The 20,851-nt window shown below is 69.0% G+C and carries 16 protein-coding genes; 13 read left to right on the top strand and 3 right to left on the bottom strand.

The features are described from left to right. The first annotated feature begins 20 nt into the window (after positions 1–20). The 3 genes from LTV02_RS23385 (at position 21) to LTV02_RS23375 (ending at position 3,909) form a co-directional block, all read left to right on the top strand. Positions 21–1,595 carry an AAA family ATPase gene (locus LTV02_RS23385; protein WP_233033824.1) on the top strand — a complete coding sequence of 525 codons (1,575 nt, stop codon included), beginning with the start codon at positions 21–23 and terminating at the stop codon, positions 1,593–1,595. Continuing rightward, positions 1,481–2,701 carry a helix-turn-helix transcriptional regulator gene (locus tag LTV02_RS23380; protein WP_233033822.1) on the top strand — a complete coding sequence of 407 codons (1,221 nt, stop codon included), beginning with the start codon at positions 1,481–1,483 and terminating at the stop codon, positions 2,699–2,701. Before LTV02_RS23385 ends, LTV02_RS23380 begins: the two co-directional genes overlap by 115 nt. Positions 2,702–2,820: 119 nt before the next feature. Then, positions 2,821–3,909, top strand: coding sequence for a hypothetical protein (locus LTV02_RS23375; RefSeq protein ID WP_233033820.1), 1,089 nt, complete (start codon positions 2,821–2,823; stop codon positions 3,907–3,909). Here the strand turns inward: LTV02_RS23375 and pgi are convergent, their stop codons facing one another. After that, positions 3,910–5,550: a glucose-6-phosphate isomerase gene (gene pgi / locus LTV02_RS23370; RefSeq protein ID WP_233033818.1), complete on the bottom strand. Its 1,641-nt coding sequence runs from the start codon at positions 5,548–5,550 to the stop codon at positions 3,910–3,912. Positions 5,551–5,799: 249 nt separating this feature from the next. On the opposite strand from pgi, the gene LTV02_RS23365 reads away from it, so the two are divergent. Next, positions 5,800–7,251 (top strand): NAD-dependent succinate-semialdehyde dehydrogenase, encoded by a 1,452-nt coding sequence (locus LTV02_RS23365; RefSeq protein ID WP_233033816.1) that lies wholly within the window; start codon positions 5,800–5,802, stop codon positions 7,249–7,251. Positions 7,252–7,396: 145 nt separating this feature from the next. Here LTV02_RS23365 and LTV02_RS23360 read toward each other — a convergent pair whose 3' ends face one another. Next, positions 7,397–7,702 carry a chorismate mutase gene (locus LTV02_RS23360; protein ID WP_067710366.1) on the bottom strand — a complete coding sequence of 102 codons (306 nt, stop codon included), beginning with the start codon at positions 7,700–7,702 and terminating at the stop codon, positions 7,397–7,399. Positions 7,703–8,021: 319 nt separating this feature from the next. Between LTV02_RS23360 and pcrA the strand changes: the two genes are divergently transcribed. The 4 genes from pcrA (at position 8,022) to LTV02_RS23340 (ending at position 12,268) form a co-directional block, all read left to right on the top strand. Further along, positions 8,022–10,445: a DNA helicase PcrA gene (gene pcrA / locus LTV02_RS23355; protein ID WP_067710368.1), complete on the top strand. Its 2,424-nt coding sequence runs from the start codon at positions 8,022–8,024 to the stop codon at positions 10,443–10,445. Between the two features lie 91 nt (positions 10,446–10,536). Continuing rightward, positions 10,537–11,061, top strand: coding sequence for an ester cyclase (locus LTV02_RS23350; RefSeq protein WP_233033814.1), 525 nt, complete (start codon positions 10,537–10,539; stop codon positions 11,059–11,061). An 11-nt stretch (positions 11,062–11,072) separates the two neighbouring features. Continuing rightward, positions 11,073–11,219, top strand: coding sequence for a hypothetical protein (locus LTV02_RS23345; protein WP_233033812.1), 147 nt, complete (start codon positions 11,073–11,075; stop codon positions 11,217–11,219). A 74-nt stretch (positions 11,220–11,293) separates the two neighbouring features. Further along, complete coding sequence (locus tag LTV02_RS23340) at positions 11,294–12,268, top strand: aldo/keto reductase (RefSeq protein WP_233033810.1); 975 nt, start codon at positions 11,294–11,296, stop codon at positions 12,266–12,268. A 166-nt stretch (positions 12,269–12,434) separates the two neighbouring features. Here LTV02_RS23340 and LTV02_RS39510 read toward each other — a convergent pair whose 3' ends face one another. Next, positions 12,435–13,781: a M23 family metallopeptidase gene (locus tag LTV02_RS39510; protein WP_332909531.1), complete on the bottom strand. Its 1,347-nt coding sequence runs from the start codon at positions 13,779–13,781 to the stop codon at positions 12,435–12,437. Between the two features lie 546 nt (positions 13,782–14,327). On the opposite strand from LTV02_RS39510, the gene sucC reads away from it, so the two are divergent. From sucC to LTV02_RS23310, 5 genes are all read left to right on the top strand, one after another. Continuing rightward, the gene (sucC, locus tag LTV02_RS23330) at positions 14,328–15,494 is read left to right on the top strand and encodes an ADP-forming succinate--CoA ligase subunit beta (protein WP_233033808.1); all 1,167 of its coding nucleotides are present in this window, start codon (positions 14,328–14,330) and stop codon (positions 15,492–15,494) included. Positions 15,495–15,509: 15 nt separating this feature from the next. Then, complete coding sequence (gene sucD / locus LTV02_RS23325) at positions 15,510–16,424, top strand: succinate--CoA ligase subunit alpha (protein WP_067710376.1); 915 nt, start codon at positions 15,510–15,512, stop codon at positions 16,422–16,424. A gap of 335 nt (positions 16,425–16,759) precedes the next feature. Then, positions 16,760–17,749 (top strand): DUF5336 domain-containing protein, encoded by a 990-nt coding sequence (locus tag LTV02_RS23320; protein ID WP_233033806.1) that lies wholly within the window; start codon positions 16,760–16,762, stop codon positions 17,747–17,749. Between the two features lie 25 nt (positions 17,750–17,774). Continuing rightward, entirely contained in the window at positions 17,775–18,779 is a 1,005-nt protein-coding gene (locus LTV02_RS23315) for a DUF5336 domain-containing protein (RefSeq protein WP_233033804.1), read from the top strand. Positions 18,780–19,184: 405 nt separating this feature from the next. Beyond that, positions 19,185–20,789, top strand: a complete 1,605-nt coding sequence (locus LTV02_RS23310) for a cell division protein PerM (RefSeq protein ID WP_233033796.1) — start codon at positions 19,185–19,187, stop codon at positions 20,787–20,789. Positions 20,790–20,851 lie beyond the last annotated feature (62 nt).

The following is a 20,851-nucleotide window of genomic DNA, read 5'->3' as shown; positions in this document are numbered from 1 at the left end:
CAGGGGCTTAGGTTGTCGAGGTGCTGTACGGTCGGTTTCGCGAAATGCAGCAGCTCGGCACCCTGCTGGATGCCGCCGCCGCGGGCCGCAGCGCCGTATCGGCACTGGTCGCCGAAGCCGGCGAAGGCAAATCCGCACTGCTGCAGTACGCCCGGGAGCTGGCCGGCCCGAATTGGCGGGTGCTGCGCTGTTCCGGCGTCGAGAGCGAATCCGAACTGCCCTTCGCGGGCCTGCAGATGCTGCTCGGCCCCGCCCTCGAACGCATCGGCCAGCTGCCCGATCCGCAGCATCGCGCGCTCGGCGGCGCGCTCGGGCTCTGCCCTTCGGACGGCGCCGACCGCTTCCTGATCGGCGTCGCCACCCTCACCCTGCTCGCCGAACTCTCCGCCGACGGCCCGGTGCTCTGCCTGATCGACGACGCCCAATGGCTGGACCGCCCGTCCGCGGACGCGCTGCGCTTCGCCGCCCGCCGGCTCGGCGCGGAAGGCATCGCCATGCTCTTCGCCGCGCGCCGCGAATTCGATTGCGGCGGACTGCCCGAACTGCGCCTCGGCGCGCTCGACGCCACCGCCGCCGCCGAACTGCTGCACGACCGCTGGCCCGGCCTCACCCCCGACCAGCGCGACCGGGTGCTCGCCGAAGCCGCCGGAAACCCGTTGGCGCTACTGGAATTCCCGCACATGAACCGGGACGCCTCACCCGCCGAACCGCTGCCGCTGCCGGTGCGGCTGCAATCGGGTTACGAACAGCAGATCGGGCGGGAGAACGAAGGCGCGCGCATCGCCATGCTGGTGGTCGCCGCCGAGGAGAGCGGTGACCTGGGCCTGGTGCTGCACGCCCTGCAACTGCTCGGGCACGGCGCCGACGCGCTGGCCCGCGCCGAACAGGCCGGCATGGTGGTGATCACCGGGCAGGCCGTGACCTTCCGGCATCCGCTGCGGCGCTCGGCCGCCTATCACGCCGCGTCCTTCACCCAGCGGCTCGCCGTGCACGCCGCCCTGGCCACCGTGCTCGCCGACGACCCGGCCCGGCGCGCCTGGCATCTCGCCGCCGCCAGCACCGGACCCGACGAATCCGCCGCGGCCGCACTGGAAGCCGCCGCGGAACTGGCCCGGGAACGCACCGGGCACGCCTCGGCCGCCGTCGCCCTGGAACGCGCCGCCCGGCTCACCCCCGATCCGGCCGCCCGCGCCGGGCGCATGGTGCTCGCCGTCGAGGCCGCCGCGTACGGCGGGCACACCGAGCGCGCGCAACGCCTGGCCGACGAAGCCGAACGGCTGCCGCTCGGACCCAGCGAACGGGCCCGGGTGGTGGGCACGCGGGGACTATCGAATTCGAATTCGGTTCGCTGCGCCGGGCGCATCAGCTCATGCTGGACGCCGCCGGGTACGTCACCGAGGCCGAACCGGCGCGGGCCTCCTGGCTGCTGGTGGAGGCCGGGCGCATCGCCTGGACCGCCGGCGACGCCGCGAGCTGCGTGGTGGCGCACGATCGGCTGGCGGCGCTGCCCGCGGATCAGGTGGCGATACCGCTGTCGGCGCTGCGCGGCGGGATGGCCATTCTGGAGGGCGATCTGGCCGAGGGCGTCGCCCTGATCCGGGCCAATGTCGCGTTCGCGCCGGCGGTGCCGCTCGAAATGATCTCGCTGCGCATGGCTTTCGCGCTCCAGGCCGCACTGATCGGCGATATGGTCAGCGCGCGTGAGCAATTGACCGAACTGTCCGATGTGGTGCGTGATCGCGGCATGGTCGGCTGGTGGCCCACCATCGGCTGCACGCTTGCCACCGCCGAGTTCATTCTGGGGCGACTGCGCGAAGCCGAGGTGATCGCCGCCGAAGTGGTGCGCATCGCGACCGATATCGGGCATCCCAACCGGGTCGCCGGGGCCGAGTCCGTCCTGGCGCTCATCGCCGCGCTGCAAGGCGACGAACAGCGCTGCCGCGAACTGGCCGAACGCAATCTGCGCAGCGCCACCGGCGATCACAGCGCGGTCGACGCCACCCATTGCGAATGGGCGCTGGCGCTGCTCGACCTCGGCCAGGGACGGCACGGACAGGCCCTGGAACGGCTCGAGGCGCAGCACCAGTTGCCGTCGCAGGCGCGCGGGCACTGGCTGGACCTGCTGTCCGATCTCGTCGAAGCGGCCGTGCGCGCCCGGCAGCCCGGACGCGCCGACGCCGCCCTGGCCGAGATGACGGAGTGGGCCAAGGCCATCGACAGTCCGTGGGCCGACGGTCTGGTGTGCGGTTCGCGGGCCCTGCTGAACGGGGACGGCGAGCTGTTCGCCCGCGCCCTGGAACTGCACGCCACCGCCGAACGCTGGTACGACCACGCCCGCACCGCGCTGGTCTACGGCGAATGGCTGCGCCGCGAACGCCGGATGGCCGAGGCCCGCACCCAGCTGCGCAAGGCCCTGGAGACCTTCGACCGGCTGGGCATGACGCCGTGGGCCGAACACGCCCGGATGGAATTGCGCGCCGCGGGTGAGGGTTCCGTGCCCGAACCGGAGAACAATGTGGTCGCGCTGCTCACCCCGCAGGAACTCCAGGTGGTGCGGCTGGCGGCGGAGGGGGCCACCAACAAGGAGATCGCCGCCCAGCTGTTCCTGAGTCCGAAAACCGTGGGCCACCACCTGTATCGGGCGTTTCCGAAGCTCGGCGTCAGCAATCGGGTGGAGCTGGCGCGGCTGCGGCTGGCCTGAGCGCCGGGCGCGCCGCCTGGCGAGCCGTGCGGAACCGCCACCACCGCAGCGGGATTCGATTCACAATGATCGGGTAACCGTAGGTACGGGGGTTCCGCATCGCCACCTCGGGGGAGGCCATGGTCACCACACACCAAGATCCCGGGCGCGCCGGCGATTCCGGAACCGTGGTCGATCGGGCCTTCGCCGCGCTGCTGGTGTTCTGCGCGACCCTGGCGCTGGCCGAACTGGTCGCCATGCTGCTCGGCGACGCGCGCGATCGGTATCAGACCTGGTATCTGGACGCGCTCATCTATCTGCCGCCCGGCGTGGCGATTCTGCTGGTGGGGGCGCTGCTGGTGCCGCTGGTACTGCGCCGGCGCTTCCGGGCCACCCTGGTGCGCGGGGTCGGGGCGGTGGCGATCGGGCTGCTCTTCGGCAATGCCCTGTGGGCGGGGCTGAAACTGTCGGTGGTGCTGGATTCGAGCCTGGAGCTGAACCGGACCGGACTGCTGGTTCGCTTCTGGGTCAGCGTGATTCTGGCCGGGGTGTCGGCGCTGGCGGGGGTGCTGGGTGTGCTGGCCGCCGTGGTGGACCGGCCGCGCGGAACCGGCGCGCGCTCCGGCGTCGGCCCGCGCGTGGCCCGATCCGATCGGCTGCTGGCATTGCTGCTGCTGACGGGGGTCCTGGCCGCCGTGGCCGGTACCTTTCTCACCCAGTGCTATCTGCGGACTCAGCTGGAACCGACACCGTTCTCTTTCGGCGAGACCCAGACCCGGGTCGATGCCTTCACCGCACTGGACTTGCTACCCAGCCTGCACGTGTACCTACCCTGGCTGGGGGTGTGGGGTGGGGCCGGCGTGCTGCTCGCCATCGGCAGCCAGTACCGGCTGACCACGCCCCGGCCCGAACTGCGCACCGCCGCACTGCTGTTCGCGGGCGTCGGGCTGGGACCGGCCGTACACGTGCTCGCCGCCGACTGGGCCACCTACCGGGACCGGCACGAATACCTGTATCGCGGTCTGCTCGAAGTCCGGCTGGGTCCAGGCGCTCTCGCGTTCGTCCTGGCGGGGGTGCTGCTGAGCGCCGCGCTGGCCGCCGGGTTCCGGGTGCTGACGCATCCGCCGGCGGACCCGGATCCGGCTGTCACCGAGGCGGATTCGACGCCGGCTCCGGACACCCCGCCCGCCGCGGTGGAGCCGGAGCCGTACACCATCGACGACTGGTGATCAGTCGCGGTGCTCGCGGTACCAGCGGATCAGCGCGTCGGTGGACGAATCCGCCTGCGGCTCGGGCGCTTCGGCCGAAGTGAGCAGCGGCTCCAGCGCCAGCGCCTGCTGCTTGCCGAGTTCCACGCCCCACTGATCGAAGCTGTCGATGCCCCAGATCGCGCCCTCCACGAACACCTGGTGCTCGTACAGGGCGATGAGCTGTCCCAGCACCGACGGCGTCAGCCGCGGGGCCAGAATGGCGGTGGAGGGGCGATTGCCCGGCATCACCTTGTGCGGCACCAGTTCCGGCGGGGTGCCCTCGGCGGCGATCTCCTCGGCGGTCTTGCCGAACGCCAGCACCTTGGTCTGGGCGAACAGATTGCTCATCAGGATGTCGTGCATGCTGCCGGTGCCGTCGATGGTGGGCAGATCGTCGGTGGGACGGGCGAATCCGATGAAATCGGCCGGCACCAGCCGGGTGCCCTGATGCAGCAGCTGGTAGAAGGCGTGCTGGCCGTTGGTGCCCGGCTCGCCCCAGAAGATCTCACCGGTCGACGAGGTGACCGGGGTGCCGTCGGCGCGCACCGACTTGCCGTTGGACTCCATCGTGAGCTGCTGCAGATAGGCGGGAAAGCGCGCCAGATCGTTCGAATACGGCAGCACCACACGCGATTCCGCGCCGAAGAAATCGGAGTACCACAGGCCGAGCAGGCCCAGCAGCACCGGCGCGTTCTCGTGCAGCGGCGCGGTCCGGAAATGCTCGTCCACGGCGTGCATTCCGGCCAGGAACTCGGCGAACCGCTCCTTGCCGATCACCGTCATGACCGACAGGCCGATGGCGGAATCGACCGAATAGCGGCCGCCCACCCAATCCCAGAAGCCGAACATATTGGCGGTGTCGATACCGAAGGCCGCCACCCGATCCGCGTGCGTGGACACCGCCACGAAATGCTTGGCCACCGCCGCCTCGCCGAGCGCGGCCACCAGCCAGCGCCGGGCCGCCGTGGCATTGGTGAGCGTCTCCAGGGTGGAGAAGGTCTTGGACGCCACCACGAACAGGGTGGTGGCGGGATCCAGGCCTTCGAGCTTCGAAACCAGGTCGGCGGGATCGACATTCGAGACGAAGCGGGCGGAGATGCCGGCGTCGGCGTAATGCCGCAGACCCTGATACACCATGGCGGGCCCCAGATCCGAGCCGCCGATGCCGATGTTCACCACCGTCGTGATGCGCTCGCCCGTCGCGCCGCGCCACTGGCCGGAACGCACCGAATCGGTGAATTCGCCCATGCGCCGCAGGACTTCGTGCACCTCGGCGTCGACCTGCTCGCCGTCCACCACCAGGTCGCCCCCGGCGGGCCGCCGCAGCCAGACATGGCCGACCGACCGGTCCTCGGAGGTATTGATGCGCGCACCCGCGAACATGGCGTCCCGGCGCTCGGCCACCCCGGCGGTCTCCGCCAATTCGACCAGCAGGTCCAGGGTTTCGCGCGTCACTCGATGCTTCGAATAGTCGATGTGCAGATCGCCCACCCCAACGATCAGCTCCCGCCCGCGCTCGGTGTCCTCGGCGAAGAACTCACGCAGATGCCGACCCGCGATGGACGCATGATGGTCGTGCAGTTTCCGCCAGGCCGCCGATGCGGTGATGTCGCTGCTCACGTTCGCCGAGGGTACAACCCTCTCCTGCGACCCGCAGGTAACAACAGGTTATTCGCGGGTTCCCGCAGGGCCGAAGGACGGCTCGGGCGACCCGTATTCGCGCAGACCGCCCCCGCTCCTACCGGAGCGGGGGCGGGGCTTTCGTGGGGGAACGCCGGTCCGCCCGCATGTTCTTTTCGGGAAATGTCCGGTCCGCCCGGATGGGCGGACCGGACATCGCTCACAGTGGTGAGGAATAGGCTGGGTCACATGGTGTCGGAACGCGAAGTACTCGAGTCCATTCCTACGCAGCTCTGGATCGGCGGGCCGGTCGATGCCACGGGAGGTAAGACCTTCCCGGTGCACAACCCGGCGACCGGGGAGACCCTGGTCGAAGTTGCCGACGCCAGTCCCGAGGACGCCGTGCGGGCCCTTGATGCGGCCGCGGCGGTGCAGGCCGAGTGGGCGGGGACTCCCGCTCGCGAGCGCGGGGAGATCCTGCGCCGGGTGTTCGAGGCGATCACGGCGCGCACCGAGGAATTCGCGCTGCTGATGACCCTCGAGATGGGTAAGGCGCTCCCGGAGAGCCGCAACGAAGTCCGCTACGGCGCGGAGTTCTTCCGCTGGTTCAGCGAGGAAGCCGTGCGCGTGCACGGGCGCTATCAGCACGCGCCCGCCGGGACCGGCCGCATCCTGGTGCACAAGCAGCCCGTCGGCCCCTGCCTGGCCATCACCCCGTGGAACTTCCCGCTCGCCATGGGCACCCGCAAGATCGGCCCCGCCCTGGCCGCCGGCTGCACCATGATCGTCAAGCCGGCCGGCGAAACCCCGCTGACCATGCTGGCGCTGGCCAAGCTGTGCAGCGAGGCGGGTCTGCCCGACGGCGTGCTGTCGGTCATCACCACCAGCCGCTCCAGTGCGGTGACCGCCCCGCTGCTCACCGATCCGCGCCTGCGCAAGCTCACCTTCACCGGCTCGACCGGCGTCGGTAAGAAGCTGGTCGAGGCGTCCGCGCACGGCCTGCTGCGCACCTCCATGGAACTCGGCGGCAACGCCCCCTTCGTGGTCTTCGACGATGCCGATCTCGATGCCGCCGTGCAGGGCGCGCTGCTGGCCAAACTGCGCAACGGCGGCGAAGCCTGTACCGCCGCGAACCGATTCCACGTGCAGAACTCGGTGCGCGCCGAGTTCACCGAGAAGCTGGTGGCCGCCATGGGCGAATACAAACTCGGCCCCGGCACCGACCCCGCCACCACGCTCGGACCGCTGGTGAACGAGGACCAGCTGAACACCGTCACCGAGCTGGTCGACGACGCGGTCGCGGCGGGCGCGGAGGTGAAGCTCGGCGGTAAGGCTCCGGGCGGTCCGGGCTGGTTCTATCCGGCCACCGTGCTCAGTGATCTGCCGGCCTCGGCGCGGATTCTGCGCGAGGAAGTGTTCGGACCGGTCGCCCCCATCGTCGGCTTCGATACCGAGGAAGAGGGCCTGGCCGCCGCCAACAACACCGAATTCGGCCTGGTCGCATACGTTTACACGCGGAGCCTGGACCGTGCCCTGCGGGTCGCCGAGGGCCTGGAGACCGGCATGGTCGGCGTCAATCGCGGCGTTATCTCCGACCCGGCCGCGCCCTTCGGCGGCGTCAAGGAATCCGGCTTCGGCCGCGAGGGTGGGTTCGAGGGCATCGAGGAATACCTCGACACGAAGTACATCGCCCTGCCGTGAGGCTTTCCGGGCGCGGCCGCTCGGCCGCGCCCGGGCCTGCTCGCCGGTGGGCGGAAATGAAGAACCGCCCCGGGGTTTACACACCCGGGGCGGCCTGGGGCGGGGTACCCGCGCGTCAACGTAGGTACCGCGTGGTTCTAGGGGGTTAGTGGCCGAGGCGGCCGCGACCCAATCGCAGCAACAGCATGGCGAGGGTGTGACCCTCCTGGCCCAGTTCGCTGAAGCGCTCGAGCACCTTCATCTCGCGGGAATGCACCAGCTTGGGGCCGCCATTGGCCATCCGCGTGCGGCCGATGATGCGCGAGACTTCGGTCCGCCGTTTGATGGCGGCCAGGATCTCGGCGTCGAGCTTGTCGATCTCCTTGCGAAGCGTGTCGATCTCCGCTTCGGAGGGCAGGGCGGCGTCCGCCCCGGTGGCAGGCTCGGTTTGTCCCGTAGTCGAGATGCTCATGCTTTCACTCCTCGTGGTCCCGAACATCGATCGGCCGGTAGTCCCGACCCGTTACCGATCGGTTCCTCACCAAGAAACAGACCTGTTGAGTCTTTCATTCTCCCCCCGGATGAGCACTCGAGTGAATCGCCCCCACGAGTGCCGGTCACGAGGACGAGTCTGCCACGTGGGATGGTCAAACCAAAAAGTGTTCGTTTGTGAATCTCCTGAGTATTTTCCCCGCTCAGGTTCACCCGATGTTCGCCAGACCGGCATTATTCGGACACCTGTGCGATCCGCTGCGACGGCTGTCGGTGCGCGTCGGTAACGTGGATGGACGATGAACACGACGGTGGCAGACGCGCAGAAGACCGAGCAGTTGCTCGAAGGGCTGAACCCGCAACAGCGCGCGGCGGTGGTGCATTCGGGGTCTCCGCTTCTCATCGTCGCAGGCGCCGGCTCGGGTAAGACCGCGGTGCTGACCCGTCGCATCGCCTATCTGCTGGCCGCCCGGAATGTCCGACCTGGCGAAATTCTGGCAATCACCTTCACCAACAAGGCCGCGGCCGAAATGCGCGAGCGCGTGGCCGGGCTGGTGGGGCCGCGAGCAGCGAGTATGTGGGTCTCCACCTTCCACTCCAGCTGCGTGCGAATTCTGCGAACCCAGGCCGCGCTGATTCCGGGCCTGAACACCAACTTCTCCATCTACGACGCCGACGACTCGCGCCGCCTGCTCGGCATGATCAGCCGCGACTTCGACATCGACGCCAAGAAGTACACGCCCCGGCTGCTCGCCACCGCCATCTCCAATCTCAAGAACGAGCTCATCGACCCGGACCAGGCCGCCGCCGACGCCGAGACCGAGGAAGCCGAACTGCCGCGCCTGGTCGCCAAGGTCTACGGCGAATACCAGCGCCGGCTGCGCGCGGCCAACGCCCTGGACTTCGACGACCTGATCGGCGAGACCGTGGCCATGCTGCAGAAGCATCCGCAGGTCGCCGAGTACTATCGGCGGCGGTTCCGGCACGTCATGGTCGACGAGTACCAGGACACCAACCACGCGCAGTACGTGCTGGTGCGCGAACTGGTCGGGTACCACCTGCCCAAGGACTCCGAGGACCGGGTGCCGCCGTCCGAGCTGTGCGTGGTGGGTGACGCGGACCAGTCCATCTACGCATTCCGCGGGGCGACCATCCGCAATATCGAGGAGTTCGAGCGAGACTTCCCGGATTCGGAAACGATTCTGCTGGAACAGAACTACCGGTCCACCCAGCGCATCCTCACCGCCGCCAACGCGGTCATCGCGCGCAATGAGAACCGGCGCGACAAGAAGCTGTGGACCGATCAGGGCGACGGCGATCTGATCGTCGGCTACGTGGCCGACAACGAGCACGACGAAGCCTCGTTCGTGGCTCGTGAGATCGACCGGCTGGTCGATGCCGGCGAGGCCAACTACGCCGACGTGGCCGTGTTCTACCGCACCAACAACAACTCCCGGGCCCTGGAAGAGATCTTCATCCGGATGGGGTTGCCCTACAAGGTGGTCGGCGGCGTGCGGTTCTACGAGCGCAAGGAAGTCCGCGACATCGTGGCCTATCTGCGCGTGCTGGAGAACCCGGACGACGCGGTGAGCCTGCGCCGCATTCTCAACACCCCGCGCCGGGGCATCGGCGATCGCGCCGAAGCTTGCGTGGCCGTGCACGCCGAACAGCGCGGCATCGGCTTCGCCCAGGCGCTGCGCGATGCCGCCGAAGGCAAGGTGGCGCTGCTCAATACCCGCTCGCAGCGCGCCATTTCGAACTTCCTCGACATCCTGGCCGATATCCGCACCGCCGGGGTGCAGGAGGATCTCGACTTCCCGGATGTCGGCAATGTGGTCGAGGCCGTGCTGGACCGCAGCGGTTACCGCGCCGAACTCGAGGCCTCCGACGACCCGCAGGACGGGGCGCGGCTGGACAACCTCAACGAACTGGTCAGCGTCGCCCGCGAATTCAGCTCCGAGGCCCGCAACAATGTCGAGGCGGCGCGCGCGGAAGGCATCCTGCCCGAGGCCGCCGAAGGCGAACCGGACCCCGGCTCGCTCGCCGCCTTCCTGGAACGCGTCTCGCTGGTGGCCGATGCCGACCAGATCCCCGAAGAGGGCTCCGGCGTGGTCACCATGATGACCCTGCACACCGCCAAGGGCCTGGAATTCCCGGTGGTCTTCGTGACCGGCTGGGAGGACGGGCAGTTCCCGCACATGCGCGCCCTCGGCGACCCGACCGAACTGGCCGAGGAACGCCGCCTCGCCTACGTCGGCATCACCCGCGCCCGCAAACGCCTCTACCTCTCCCGCGCGGTCATCCGCTCCGGCTGGGGCCAGCCCGTCTCCAACCCCGAATCCCGCTTCCTGCAGGAGATCCCGGGCCACCTGATGGACTGGCGCCGTCTGGAGCCCACCCCGTCGCAGTCCGGCGGACGCGGTTTCCGCCGCCGCGGCGAAGGCGACGGCCTGGAACGCGACTGGACCCGCGGCGAAAGCTGGAACGAACCCCGCCCGGGTGTCCGCGGTGATCGCCGCCCCGCCCCCTCGGGTTTCGGTGCGGCCAAACGCAACAACGACATCGTGCTGGCCGTCGGCGACCGCGTCACTCACGACAAGTACGGCCTCGGCCGCGTCATAGCCACCGACGGCATCGGCGCCCTCACCACCGCCACCATCGATTTCGGCACCGCCGGCACCATCCGCCTGATGCCCCAGCACGCCCCCCTCGCCAAACTCTGAGCGCCCGGCCGGTTTTCGACAGAACCCGGACGGCGTTCGGAACGTAGTCTCCCTGTGAAAGCGATCCGAACGCATCTCACCGGGGGTTCCCATGGCCGACCTGTCAGCGGACGAGCGTAAGGCGCTCGCCGAGCGCTCGATCCATCTCATGGCCGTGGGCGAGCGCGCCGAATTCGACACCGTGATCCACCCGGACGCGGTGAACCGCGAAGGTTCGATGGAACCGCCCGCCTGCCGAGGCAAAGGCCCCGAAGCCTACTTCGCGACCGCCCAGTGGTTACGCGCCGCCTACACCGAACTCCGCCACACCATCGAAACCGCCGTGGTAGACGGAGATCTCGTAGCCCTGCACACCGTCATGCACGGCCGCCACACCGGCCCCTTCGTCATGTACGACGCATCCGGCAAGATCGACCAGGTCTTCCCGCCCACCGGAAAAACCTTCGCCGTCACCCAATCCCATTGGCTCCGAATCCAGGACGGCTTGATCATCGAACACTGGGCCAACCGCGACGATATGGGCCAGGCCACCCAACTCGGCTGGATCCCGCCCAGCCCCGCCTACCTGGTGCGCATGGCGCGGGCCAAGCGCCAGGCACAGCGCGGCGAATCCTGAACGGAGACATCGTGAGCGCACAGCATGACCATCTCGGCGAAGATCCGGAGGCTGCGGACCTCGCTGCCGCCGCCGCGGCCGGAGAACTTGTTTTCGGTGCGCCCATCGACGCGGATTCGGTGCTACCGCCGCGTTCCGATCCGGAACCTCGCGGGTGAGAACTACCGCCCCGTCCTGAGGGTGGCCCTGTCGCGGTCTCCCTCATGGGGCCGGTGGGCGAAAGACTGGCGGCATGATGCGATACCGACTGTTCGGCCGGACCGGGTTGCGGGTTTCCGAGCTGGTGCTGGGGACCATGGTGCTGGACGAGGCCGACGAATATCGGCGGGTGCTGGGTGTTTTCGCGGACGCGGGCGGGAATTTCATCGATACCGCGGCGTCGTACGGGCGTAGTGAGGAACTGCTCGGGTCGGTGCTGACGGATCGGGACCGGTTCGTGATCGGGACCAAGTACACGCCGACTCGGGATGCGGCGGACCCGAATGCCGGTGGGAATCAACGCAAGAACCTGGTGCTGACGCTCGAGCAGAGCCTGCGGCGGCTGCGAACCGACTACATCGACGTGTACTGGGTGCACATCTGGGATCGGCACACGCATATCGAGGAGACCATGCGGGCGCTCGACGATGTGGTGCGGGCGGGCAAGGTGCTGCACATCGGCATCTCGGACGCACCGTCGTGGGTGGTCGCGCAGGCGAATACCCTTGCGCAGTACCGCAATCAGACTCCGTTCGCCGGACTCCAGGTCCCGTACAACCTGTTGTGGCGCGATATCGAGCGCGAATTGCTGCCCATGGCCGAGGCTTTCGGCATGAGCGTGACCACCTGGGCTCCGCTGGCCCAGGGCACCCTCTCGGGTCGTGTCGGCAGCAGAACCGACCCCGCGCAGCGCACCCCGCGCCAGCAAGCCGCCGTGGCCGCCGTCGACAAGGTGGCCGCCGAATTGGGCGTCCCCCCAGCCCATGTCGCGATCGCCTGGACCCGCCACCGCTCCCACGCGGTGCTCCCCATCATCGGCGTCCGCAACGCCGCCCAACTCACCGAAAGTCTCGGCGCAGCCGCCCTGACCCTGCCCGCCGAAGCCATCGCCACCCTGGAAGCCGCCGCCCCCTTCGAACCCGGCTTCCCCTACGACTTCGTAACCGGCTGCGACACTTCCCCTCGCATCTACGGCGACACCGTCGACCGCGTAGACCCCCGCCGCTGACCCGAACCGCCTGCGACACCCAGCCGCATCGTGTCCCGCGCGGACATCCCTCTCCATGGTGTTGTGCGGGCGCGCCGCTTCTGCGGCGCGCCCGCCCTTTCTCTTTCCACACAATGCGAATTGCCCCGGGCTCCATTGGAGTCCGGGGCAATTCGTGTTCAGGGGGCTAGTCGCGTTGTACGCCGAGGGAGATGCCTCGGGAGGCCAGCCAGGGGAGGGGGTCGATCTTGTCTACGCCGTTGAGCCAGACTTCGAAGTGGCAGTGGGGGCCGGTGGAGAAGCCGCGGTTGCCTACGGTGGCGATCTGGTCGCCCGCCATGACGCGCTGGCCCTGGGAGACGGTGGCGGTGTCGATGTGGCCGTAGATCGTGACGGTGCCGTCGTCGTGTAGGAGGCGGACCCACATGCCGAAGCCGGAGGCCGGGCCGGCTTCCAGGACGGTGCCGTCGGCGACCGCGTAGATCGGGGTGCCGATGGGGGCCGCGACGTCGACGCCGAGATGCTGTACGCCCCAGCGGATGCCGTACCCGGAGGTGTAGTTGCCGCTGGTGAACTTCATGAACAGCGGGCGCAGCTTGGCGGCCTCCTGCGCGGCCAGGTCGGCGGCGTACTGCTGACCCTTGCGCAGAATGTCGTTGAACTGGTTGAGGTCCACGGGCGCGCCGACATTCAGCACCTGGGGCGCGCCGGCCGGAGCGTTCTCGGTGAGACCGATGGTCTCCGCCGAGGCGATCTCCTTGACCTGCGCGGCGGCCTGGAATTCGACGGTGTCGGAAGGCGATGCGGCGGATTCGAGTCCGGTGTGCCCGGCCGCGACCACCGCACCGGCGGCCACGGCGACCACCGCGGCACGGCCCTTGAGCGCGGTCGGGGGAGCGGGCAGGCGGTGCGCGCCACCGGCGGCACGGCGGCGGCCACCGGAACGCGGCGCGGCCTCGTCGGCATCCGCTTCCGGCTCGCTGTGATCGAGACGCGCGCCGTCACCGGAGAACCGGAGCTCTTCCCCGGAGGCGGTGCGGAAGCTGTAGACCGGCCGGTAATCGCCGGAGGGGCTGGGATCCGCGGAAGGGTCCCAGTTGGAACGCGATTGGGAGGCCCAGGCGTTCGGGTTCGGCGCGGCCCAGCCATTGGCGGTCGGCGCGGCGAAGGTCTCGGTGGCCTGCCAGTCGGACTGCGAATCGTCCCAACCGGTCTCGGCGGCGGCCGCGGCGCCCGAGTTGTCCCATTCGGCGGCGGCGTTGTCCCACTGCCCCTGCGCATCCCAGCCGGACTGGGCGGCCTGGTAGTCGGATTGCCCCGCCTGCCAGTCGGACTGCTGCTGCCAATCGGCGTCGGCGGCCCAGCCGGAATCGGCCGGAGCGGACCAGGAGCGGGCGTCCCACTGATGCACGGTGCCCTGCCCGTGATTCACGGAAGCCCCGAAATGCGTTGCCCCGCCGTAGTTCTCGGAATCCTCGCGATAACGGTGCCCGTGTTTGGCGCGATTGGGCGAGGGAAAGGAATCGTCGTTCATGCGATCTGTCCCGAGTAGAGCGGTGAGGCCGGCGGTGCGCCTGCGGAGCTGCTCTTCACCTGCGGAGCGCTGTGCTGCGTCAAGCCTGCCGTCCTCCTGTCGTGACCGGGTTGTGACATCGACCGCATCGACGGTAACGAAACGATTGCGGGTCAGCAAGCGATGGACCCGGTTCGACACGCTGCTGTGACATTCATCACCTTGCGCGCACGAATTTCCGCACTGTGCTCCGGGTAACCAAGTGAGCCGGTTCCACTACAAACCGTAGTACCCCGTATCACTCTCCGGGATTCGTGTGTCCTACCTGGCGCGTGGTCAACAAGCTACTCGCGAGTAGCAAAAACGCGGTCTCTACCAGCAGCGGAGACAGTACCGTGACCTGCGCCACTTAGGCTGTATGCGGCTGATTTCGGCTCCATGTGACTGATTAGAGTCCGACCCTGACCCGGCTGACCTTTTCGAGCGACCTGCAAGCAGTCGCTACGGCCAGACGACGGGCCGCCAACCAAGACGTTGTCACAACAACGCAGACGAGACGGTGAGTACATGGATCTCTTCGAATATCAGGCGAAGGAACTCTTCGTGAAGCACGGAGTGCCTTCGTCGGAGGGCCGCGTCACGGACTCGGCCGAGGACGCCCGTGCCATCGCGGAAGAAATCGGCAAGCCTGTGATGATCAAGTCGCAGGTCAAAGTCGGTGGCCGCGGCAAGGCCGGTGGCGTGAAGTACGCCGCCACCCCGGACGACGCCTTCACCCACGCGTCCAACATCCTGGGCCTGGACATCAAGGGCCACATCACCAAGAAGGTCCTGGTCGCCGAGGCCAAGGACATCGCGGCGGAGTACTACATCTCCTTCCTGCTCGATCGTTCCAACCGCACCTACCTGGCCATGTGCTCGGTCGAGGGCGGCATGGAGATCGAAGAGGTCGCGGCCACCAAGCCCGACCGCCTGGCCAAGGTTCCGGTCGACGCCGTCAAGGGCGTGGACCTGGCCTTCGCCCGCAGCATTGCCGAGCAGGGCCACCTGCCGGCCGACATCCTGGATGCCGCGGCGGTCACCATCCAGAAGCTGTGGGAAGTCTTCATCAAGGAAGACGCGACCCTGGTCGAGGTCAACCCGCTGGTGCGCACCCCCAACGACGAGATCCTGGCCCTCGACGGCAAGGTGACCCTGGACGAGAACGCCGAGTTCCGTCACCCCGACCACCTCGAGTTCGCGGACATCGACGCCACCGATCCGCTCGAGCTCAAGGCCAAGGAGAACGACCTCAACTACGTCAAGCTCGACGGCGAGGTCGGCATCATCGGCAACGGCGCGGGTCTGGTCATGTCGACCCTCGACGTGGTCGCCTACGCGGGCGAGAACCACAACGGCGTCAAGCCGGCCAACTTCCTCGACATCGGTGGCGGCGCCTCGGCCGCCGTCATGGCCGCCGGCCTGGATGTCATCCTGGGCGACTCCCAGGTCAAGTCCGTGTTCGTGAACGTCTTCGGCGGCATCACCGCCTGTGACGCGGTCGCGAACGGCATCGTCGGCGCGCTCGAGACCCTGGGCGAGGCGGCCTCCAAGCCGCTGGTCGTCCGCTTGGACGGCAACAAGGTCGAAGAGGGCCGCAAGATCCTCGCCGACTTCAACCACCCGCTGGTGACTCTCGCCCAGACCATGGACGAAGGCGCCGACAAGGCCGCCGAACTGGCCGCGGCCAAGTAAAGGACACGAACCAACATGTCTATCTTCCTGAACAAGGACAACAAGGTCATCGTCCAGGGCATCACCGGCGGCGAGGGCACCAAGCACACCGCGCTGATGCTGAAGGCCGGCACCAATGTGGTCGGCGGCGTCAACGCGCGCAAGGCGGGCACCACCGTCACCCACACCGACAAGGACGGCAACACCGTCGAGCTGCCGGTGTTCGCTTCGGTCGCCGAGGCCATGGAGAAGACCGGGGCCGACACCTCGATCGCCTTCGTGCCGCCGGCCTTCTCCAAGGACGCCATCATCGAGGCCATCGACGCGGAGATCCCGCTGCTCGTGGTCATCACCGAGGGCATCCCGGTGCAGGACACCGCCTACGCCTGGGCCTACAACGTGGAGAAGGGTCAGAAGACCCGCATCATCGGCCCGAACTGCCCCGGCATCATCACCCCGGGCGAGTCGCTGGTCGGCATCACCCCGGCCAGCATCACCGGCAAGGGCCCGATCGGCCTGGTCTCCAAGTCGGGCACCCTGACCTACCAGATGATGTTCGAGCTGCGGGACTTCGGTTTCTCCACCGCCATCGGCATCGGCGGCGACCCGGTCATCGGCACCACCCACATCGATGCCATCGAGGCGTTCGAGAAGGACCCCGAGACCAAGCTCATCGTCATGATCGGCGAGATCGGCGGCGACGCCGAGGAGCGGGCCGCGGCCTACATCAAGGCCAATGTCACCAAGCCGGTCGTCGGCTACGTGGCGGGCTTCACCGCGCCCGAGGGCAAGACCATGGGCCACGCCGGCGCCATCGTCTCCGACGGTGCGGGCACCGCGCAGGGCAAGAAGGAGGCCCTGGAGGCCGCGGGCGTGAAGGTCGGCAAGACCCCGTCCGAGACCGCCGCCCTCGCTCGCGAGATCCTGGAGAAGGCTTCCATCAGCGCTTGATGGTTTCGTGCACCGCTGCCTGACGGCAGCGGTGCACAGGGCGAGGTAGCGGCGCGAGGATCGTGCCCCGCCGCGCAGCCCAAGCCTGCTCGGTGCTGTTCGGCCGAAAGCTCAAGGCCGCCTGTTGTTTTCGGCAGGCGGCCTTTCTCGTTCCCGGAACCGGGTGTGCGGAATCCGTTGTGGCGCACGATCAAGTGGGCGTGTCGCACGGTGTTCAAACCGTGATGTTCGGCGCATTCGAGCCGCTCGGCGCGCGGGCGGTTGGTGGTGACCTGCGGCGTCGAGTGCAGTAGCGTCGATGGAGGTTCGTGAACGACTCGATAGGAGACGACGACATGTCATACCCGACCGGGGGCTCGGGATACAACGCGCCCCAGCCGACGCCGCCCACAGGTTCCGGCTACGGCCAGCCTCCGGCGAGCAGCGCTTCCACCGCGGCTACCGGGTCGGCTGACACCGGCAAGGGCCTGCCGTTCTTCCTGACCATCGGTGTGGCCGCGCTGGGCGTGATCACCTTCCTGTTGGGTCTGCTGCCGTTCGTCAAGCAGAAGAAGAACCTCGACGACATCGATTTCAGTGCCAGCCTGTTCTCGCAGGGCGGCACCACGCCGCTGGCCCTGCTGCTGCTGGCCAGCCTCATCGCAGGCCTGTCGCTGCTGACCAAGCAGCGCTACACCGCGCTCTCGGCCGCCGCCGCGGTGACCGGTTTCCTGGTCGTGCTGTTCCAGGCCTTCTCGCTGCCCGGCTATGTCGAATTGGCCGGTGGCGGTTGGGTTCTGGTGGCCTTCGCCTTCTTCACCGCCGCGGCGGCGGTGGTGGCGCTGCTGTTCGAGCTGGGCATCGTCAAGCCGCCCGCGCCGAAACCGGCCGCGCCGCAGGGTGGTTACGGCCAGCCGTTCAGCCAGACCGGTCCGCAGGGCTACCAGCAGCAGGGCTTCGGCCAGCAGGGCGCCTTCGGGCAGCAGCCGGGCCAGGCGCCGTCCTTCGGCCAGGCCCCGCAGCCGGGTGGTCAGGCCGGTTACGGCCAGCAGCAGCCCGGCGGTTTCGGGCAGCAGCAGCCGTACGGGCAGCAGCAGCCGTCGGCCGGATACGGCACCGGTTCGCAGCCGACCTACGGCCAGCAGCCCGGTTACGGCCAGCAGCAGCCGGGTGGTTACGGCCAGGGCGGCCAGTCCTACGGCCAGCAGCCGCAACCCGGCAGCGCCGAGGCCACGCAGCATTTCGGCGCGCAGCAGCGGCCGGCGCAGCCGTTCGGCGGCGAGCAGAACTCCGATCCGGCCGCGGATGCCACCCGCGCTTTCCGCCCCGGGCAGGACGACAAGTAATTCCCTACTCGCGTAAGGAGCTCCGATGTCGTACCAGGTTCCAGGCTCACCTCCACCGGTTCCGGGAACCGGGTATGGCATCACTCCTCCGCAGGCGGGGCCCGGTCTCGGCGCCCCGCCGGCCGGGGGTCGCGGACCGGCGTTCGGGCTGAACCTCGGTGTCGCGGTCCTCGGGCTCATCGCCTTCGGGCTCGGCTTCGCGCCGTATCTGGCGAGCAAGCCGTACGACATCGGGGGCCGAATCGCCACCGGCGGCTACAACTTCTATCTGCTCGATACCCCGGGCGGCGCGGCGCTGCTCGGGCTGGCGCTGGCGGCGGGCCTGCTGGCGGCGTTGTCGATACTGCCGCAACAGAAATGGGCCGCACCGGTCGCCGTGCTCACCGTGGTCGGGTTCCTCGGCTTCCTCTGCTACGTGCTGAAGTCCCTGGACGACGACACCGAAATGAAGTGGGGCGGCTGGCTGCTGATCTTCCTGCTCTTCGTGCAAGCGGTGCTCGCGGTGGTCGTGCTGCTGTTCGAACTGGGCATCATCAAGTCGCCCGCCAAGACCTTCGCCCCGCAGGCATACGGCGCGCCCAGTTACGGCCAAGCGCCTTACACTCCGGCCCAGCCCCAGCCCTTCGGCTGGACCGGCCCGCAGTCCCAGCCCGGTTTCGGCCAGTCGGGCCCGCAATCGCAACCAGGTTTCGGGCAGTCGGGTCCGCACGCGCAACCGGGCTACGGCCAGTCGGGCTCGCACCCGCAGCCCTTCGGCCAGCCCCCGCAATTCGGCGAATCCGCGCCGCCGCCACAGCCTTACGCCCCGCAGCCGCACGGCCACAGCGGCGCTCATCCGCAGCCCGGCCACGACTTCGGCCAGCCCCCGCCCGGCTATGGCGGTCAACCGGGTTATGGCGGCCAGCCCGGCTACGGCGGCCAACCGGGCTACGGCGCACCCGCCGCGCCCGACCAGTCCTCGCCCTACGCTCCGCCCACGCCGCCGGATACCTCCGCGCCACAATCCGGTTCGGGTACGGACAACAACTAGCCCGTCCGCCGCGCACCAGGTAGCGGGTCGCGCGAGATCGCGCAAATGCGAACGGCCCCGGGATATCCCGGGGCCGTTCGCATACCGGCCTCGAGCCATCCACCGATATCCCGCCGACCGCGGCCGCCCTTTCGGAACGAGCCGGCTGGGCAGGCGAGGATCGGCTCGATGCCGGTACGCCTGTGCTGTCTGGACGGAGGCGCTGGAGCTGCGTCGGTGACGGCGCGTATCGCACGCGATCGGGTTCTACGGCCCGTTGCCGGGGCGGTTGCCTATACGCTCGGATGGGGGAGCGGACCGGGCGGTTCGCTCGACTGACCGATCCGCTGTGATGCCGTGCGGAACGCCTTCCGGTGCGGCGCGCCTGACCCTTTCGTTTGTGAGATGCTGCCACGCTGGTTTTCCATGAGCTCCTCCAGAACGTCCCTGGTTCGCCTGAGCGACAGCGATGCGCGTGATCGGCCGCGCGAGCCGGTGCGGGCGAGCGGGGGCGGGTTCGGGTCGTTGACGCCGGATCGGGCCCGGGTGCTGATGTTCGTGGCGGCGCGGGCCTCGGCGGTGACGCTGCTGGTGATCGTGGTGCTGGTGTTCGGGACGCTGTTCGCGGCGGGCAGCGCCATGACGGGCGCCTCGGGGGCGATCGCGGCGAGCTGGCTTGCGGTGCACCAGGTTCCGCTGGTGATCGGCAAGACCGCCATCGGATTGTGGCCGCTGGTGCCGACCGGATTCATCCTGTGGCTGGTGGCGCGGGATTGCGCCCGCGCCGCCGAACCGGATTGCACGCGTACGGATCTGGGCTGGATCGCGGGCGCGGCGGTGGGCGGCCCGCTGCTGATCACCGCGGTCTGCCTGGCGGTGGCCGACGACGCCTCCGGGGTCACACCGCTGCAAGCCCCCGATACGCTGTCCGCCTTCGCCTGGGTGATCGCCCTGCACCTGGCGGCCGCGGTGGCGGGCATCGGCTCCCGGCACTGGCGCGAATTCACCTATCTGCTGCCGATGCCCTTGCCGCGCTGGGTGATTCCCGGCGCGCAGGCGGGCGTCCGCGCGATCGGCCGGCTGCTGGCCGCCGCCGGGGTGCTCACCGTGGTCTCGTTCCTCGCGCACTGGTCGCGCATCGGCGACACCTTCCACGCGTCCGGCAACTTCGTCGGCGTCATCGGCCTGATCCTGCTGTCCCTGGCCTACCTGCCCAATGTCCTGATCGACGCGATCAGCGTCCTGGCCGGCGGCCAGGTCCACATCGGTTCCGGCTCGCTCAGCCTCTTCGCCATCGACGGCGCCCCCGTGCCCGCCGTCCCCCTGGTCGCCGCCGTTCCCTCCGGCCCGGTCGCGATCTGGTGGCTGGCGCTGCTCATCGTGCCCGCCGCCGTCGGCGTCCTGACCGGCCTGGATTGCGCTCGTGCGAGCGATGATCGGCCCACCGCCCCCTGGGCGACCCTGACCGCGTCCGGCGTCGCGGCCGTCCTCCTCGCCGCACTGGGTGTGATGGCGGGCGGCGACCTCGGCACCTTCGGCTGGATCGGCCCCGACGTCCTGCTCACCACCGCCGCGGCCTTCGTCTGGCTGGCCGTCGCCGGCTACATCGGCATGCTCGGCGGCCGCTGGTTCCTGCTCCCCGCCGCGGGCGGCGCCCTCGGCCTGCTCGGCCGCAAATCCACCCGCGCCGTACCTGCCGAAGACGCCTACGACGACACCGATGACGCGTACGACGACTACGACGACAGCTACGACGACGAGTACGAGTACGCGGATGACGAATACGCCGACGACGACTACGAAGACGACGACTACGACGATGACGACGCCGCCCCGGCCGCGGATTACGACGATCGAGACGATTACGACGACGACTACGACGCCGCGAAACGTTCCGGCACGATCGAACTCGACGGCGAACTCCTCGACGATGACGACGAGCCCGTAGCGACCGCGAGCGGATACGACCCGGATCAGGACTCCGACATCCTCGATGCCGAAGTCGTGGAAGGCGCCGACCGCGACAACTGATCGCTCCGGTCTCATCCCCTCGCTGTTCCCGTGCGCCTCACCCGATGTTGGGCGCTCGCGGG

The organism is Nocardia yamanashiensis (assembly GCF_021183565.1).
Taxonomy (GTDB): domain Bacteria; phylum Actinomycetota; class Actinomycetes; order Mycobacteriales; family Mycobacteriaceae; genus Nocardia; species Nocardia yamanashiensis.
Note: the sequence above shows the minus strand (reverse complement) of the source record. Positions and strands in the feature narration are given on the sequence as shown.

Coding starts and splice junctions, on each gene's coding strand:
- LTV02_RS23375 (WP_233033820.1), top strand. CDS start 2,821: ATGGTCACCACACACCAAGATCCCGGGCGCGCCGGCGATTCCGGAACC.
- LTV02_RS23365 (WP_233033816.1), top strand. CDS start 5,800: ATGGTGTCGGAACGCGAAGTACTCGAGTCCATTCCTACGCAGCTCTGG.
- LTV02_RS23360 (WP_067710366.1), bottom strand. CDS start 7,702: ATGAGCATCTCGACTACGGGACAAACCGAGCCTGCCACCGGGGCGGAC.
- pcrA (WP_067710368.1), top strand. CDS start 8,022: ATGAACACGACGGTGGCAGACGCGCAGAAGACCGAGCAGTTGCTCGAA.
- LTV02_RS23350 (WP_233033814.1), top strand. CDS start 10,537: ATGGCCGACCTGTCAGCGGACGAGCGTAAGGCGCTCGCCGAGCGCTCG.
- LTV02_RS23340 (WP_233033810.1), top strand. CDS start 11,294: ATGATGCGATACCGACTGTTCGGCCGGACCGGGTTGCGGGTTTCCGAG.
- LTV02_RS39510 (WP_332909531.1), bottom strand. CDS start 13,781: ATGAACGACGATTCCTTTCCCTCGCCCAATCGCGCCAAACACGGGCAC.
- sucC (WP_233033808.1), top strand. CDS start 14,328: ATGGATCTCTTCGAATATCAGGCGAAGGAACTCTTCGTGAAGCACGGA.
- sucD (WP_067710376.1), top strand. CDS start 15,510: ATGTCTATCTTCCTGAACAAGGACAACAAGGTCATCGTCCAGGGCATC.
- LTV02_RS23320 (WP_233033806.1), top strand. CDS start 16,760: ATGTCATACCCGACCGGGGGCTCGGGATACAACGCGCCCCAGCCGACG.
- LTV02_RS23315 (WP_233033804.1), top strand. CDS start 17,775: ATGTCGTACCAGGTTCCAGGCTCACCTCCACCGGTTCCGGGAACCGGG.
- LTV02_RS23310 (WP_233033796.1), top strand. CDS start 19,185: ATGAGCTCCTCCAGAACGTCCCTGGTTCGCCTGAGCGACAGCGATGCG.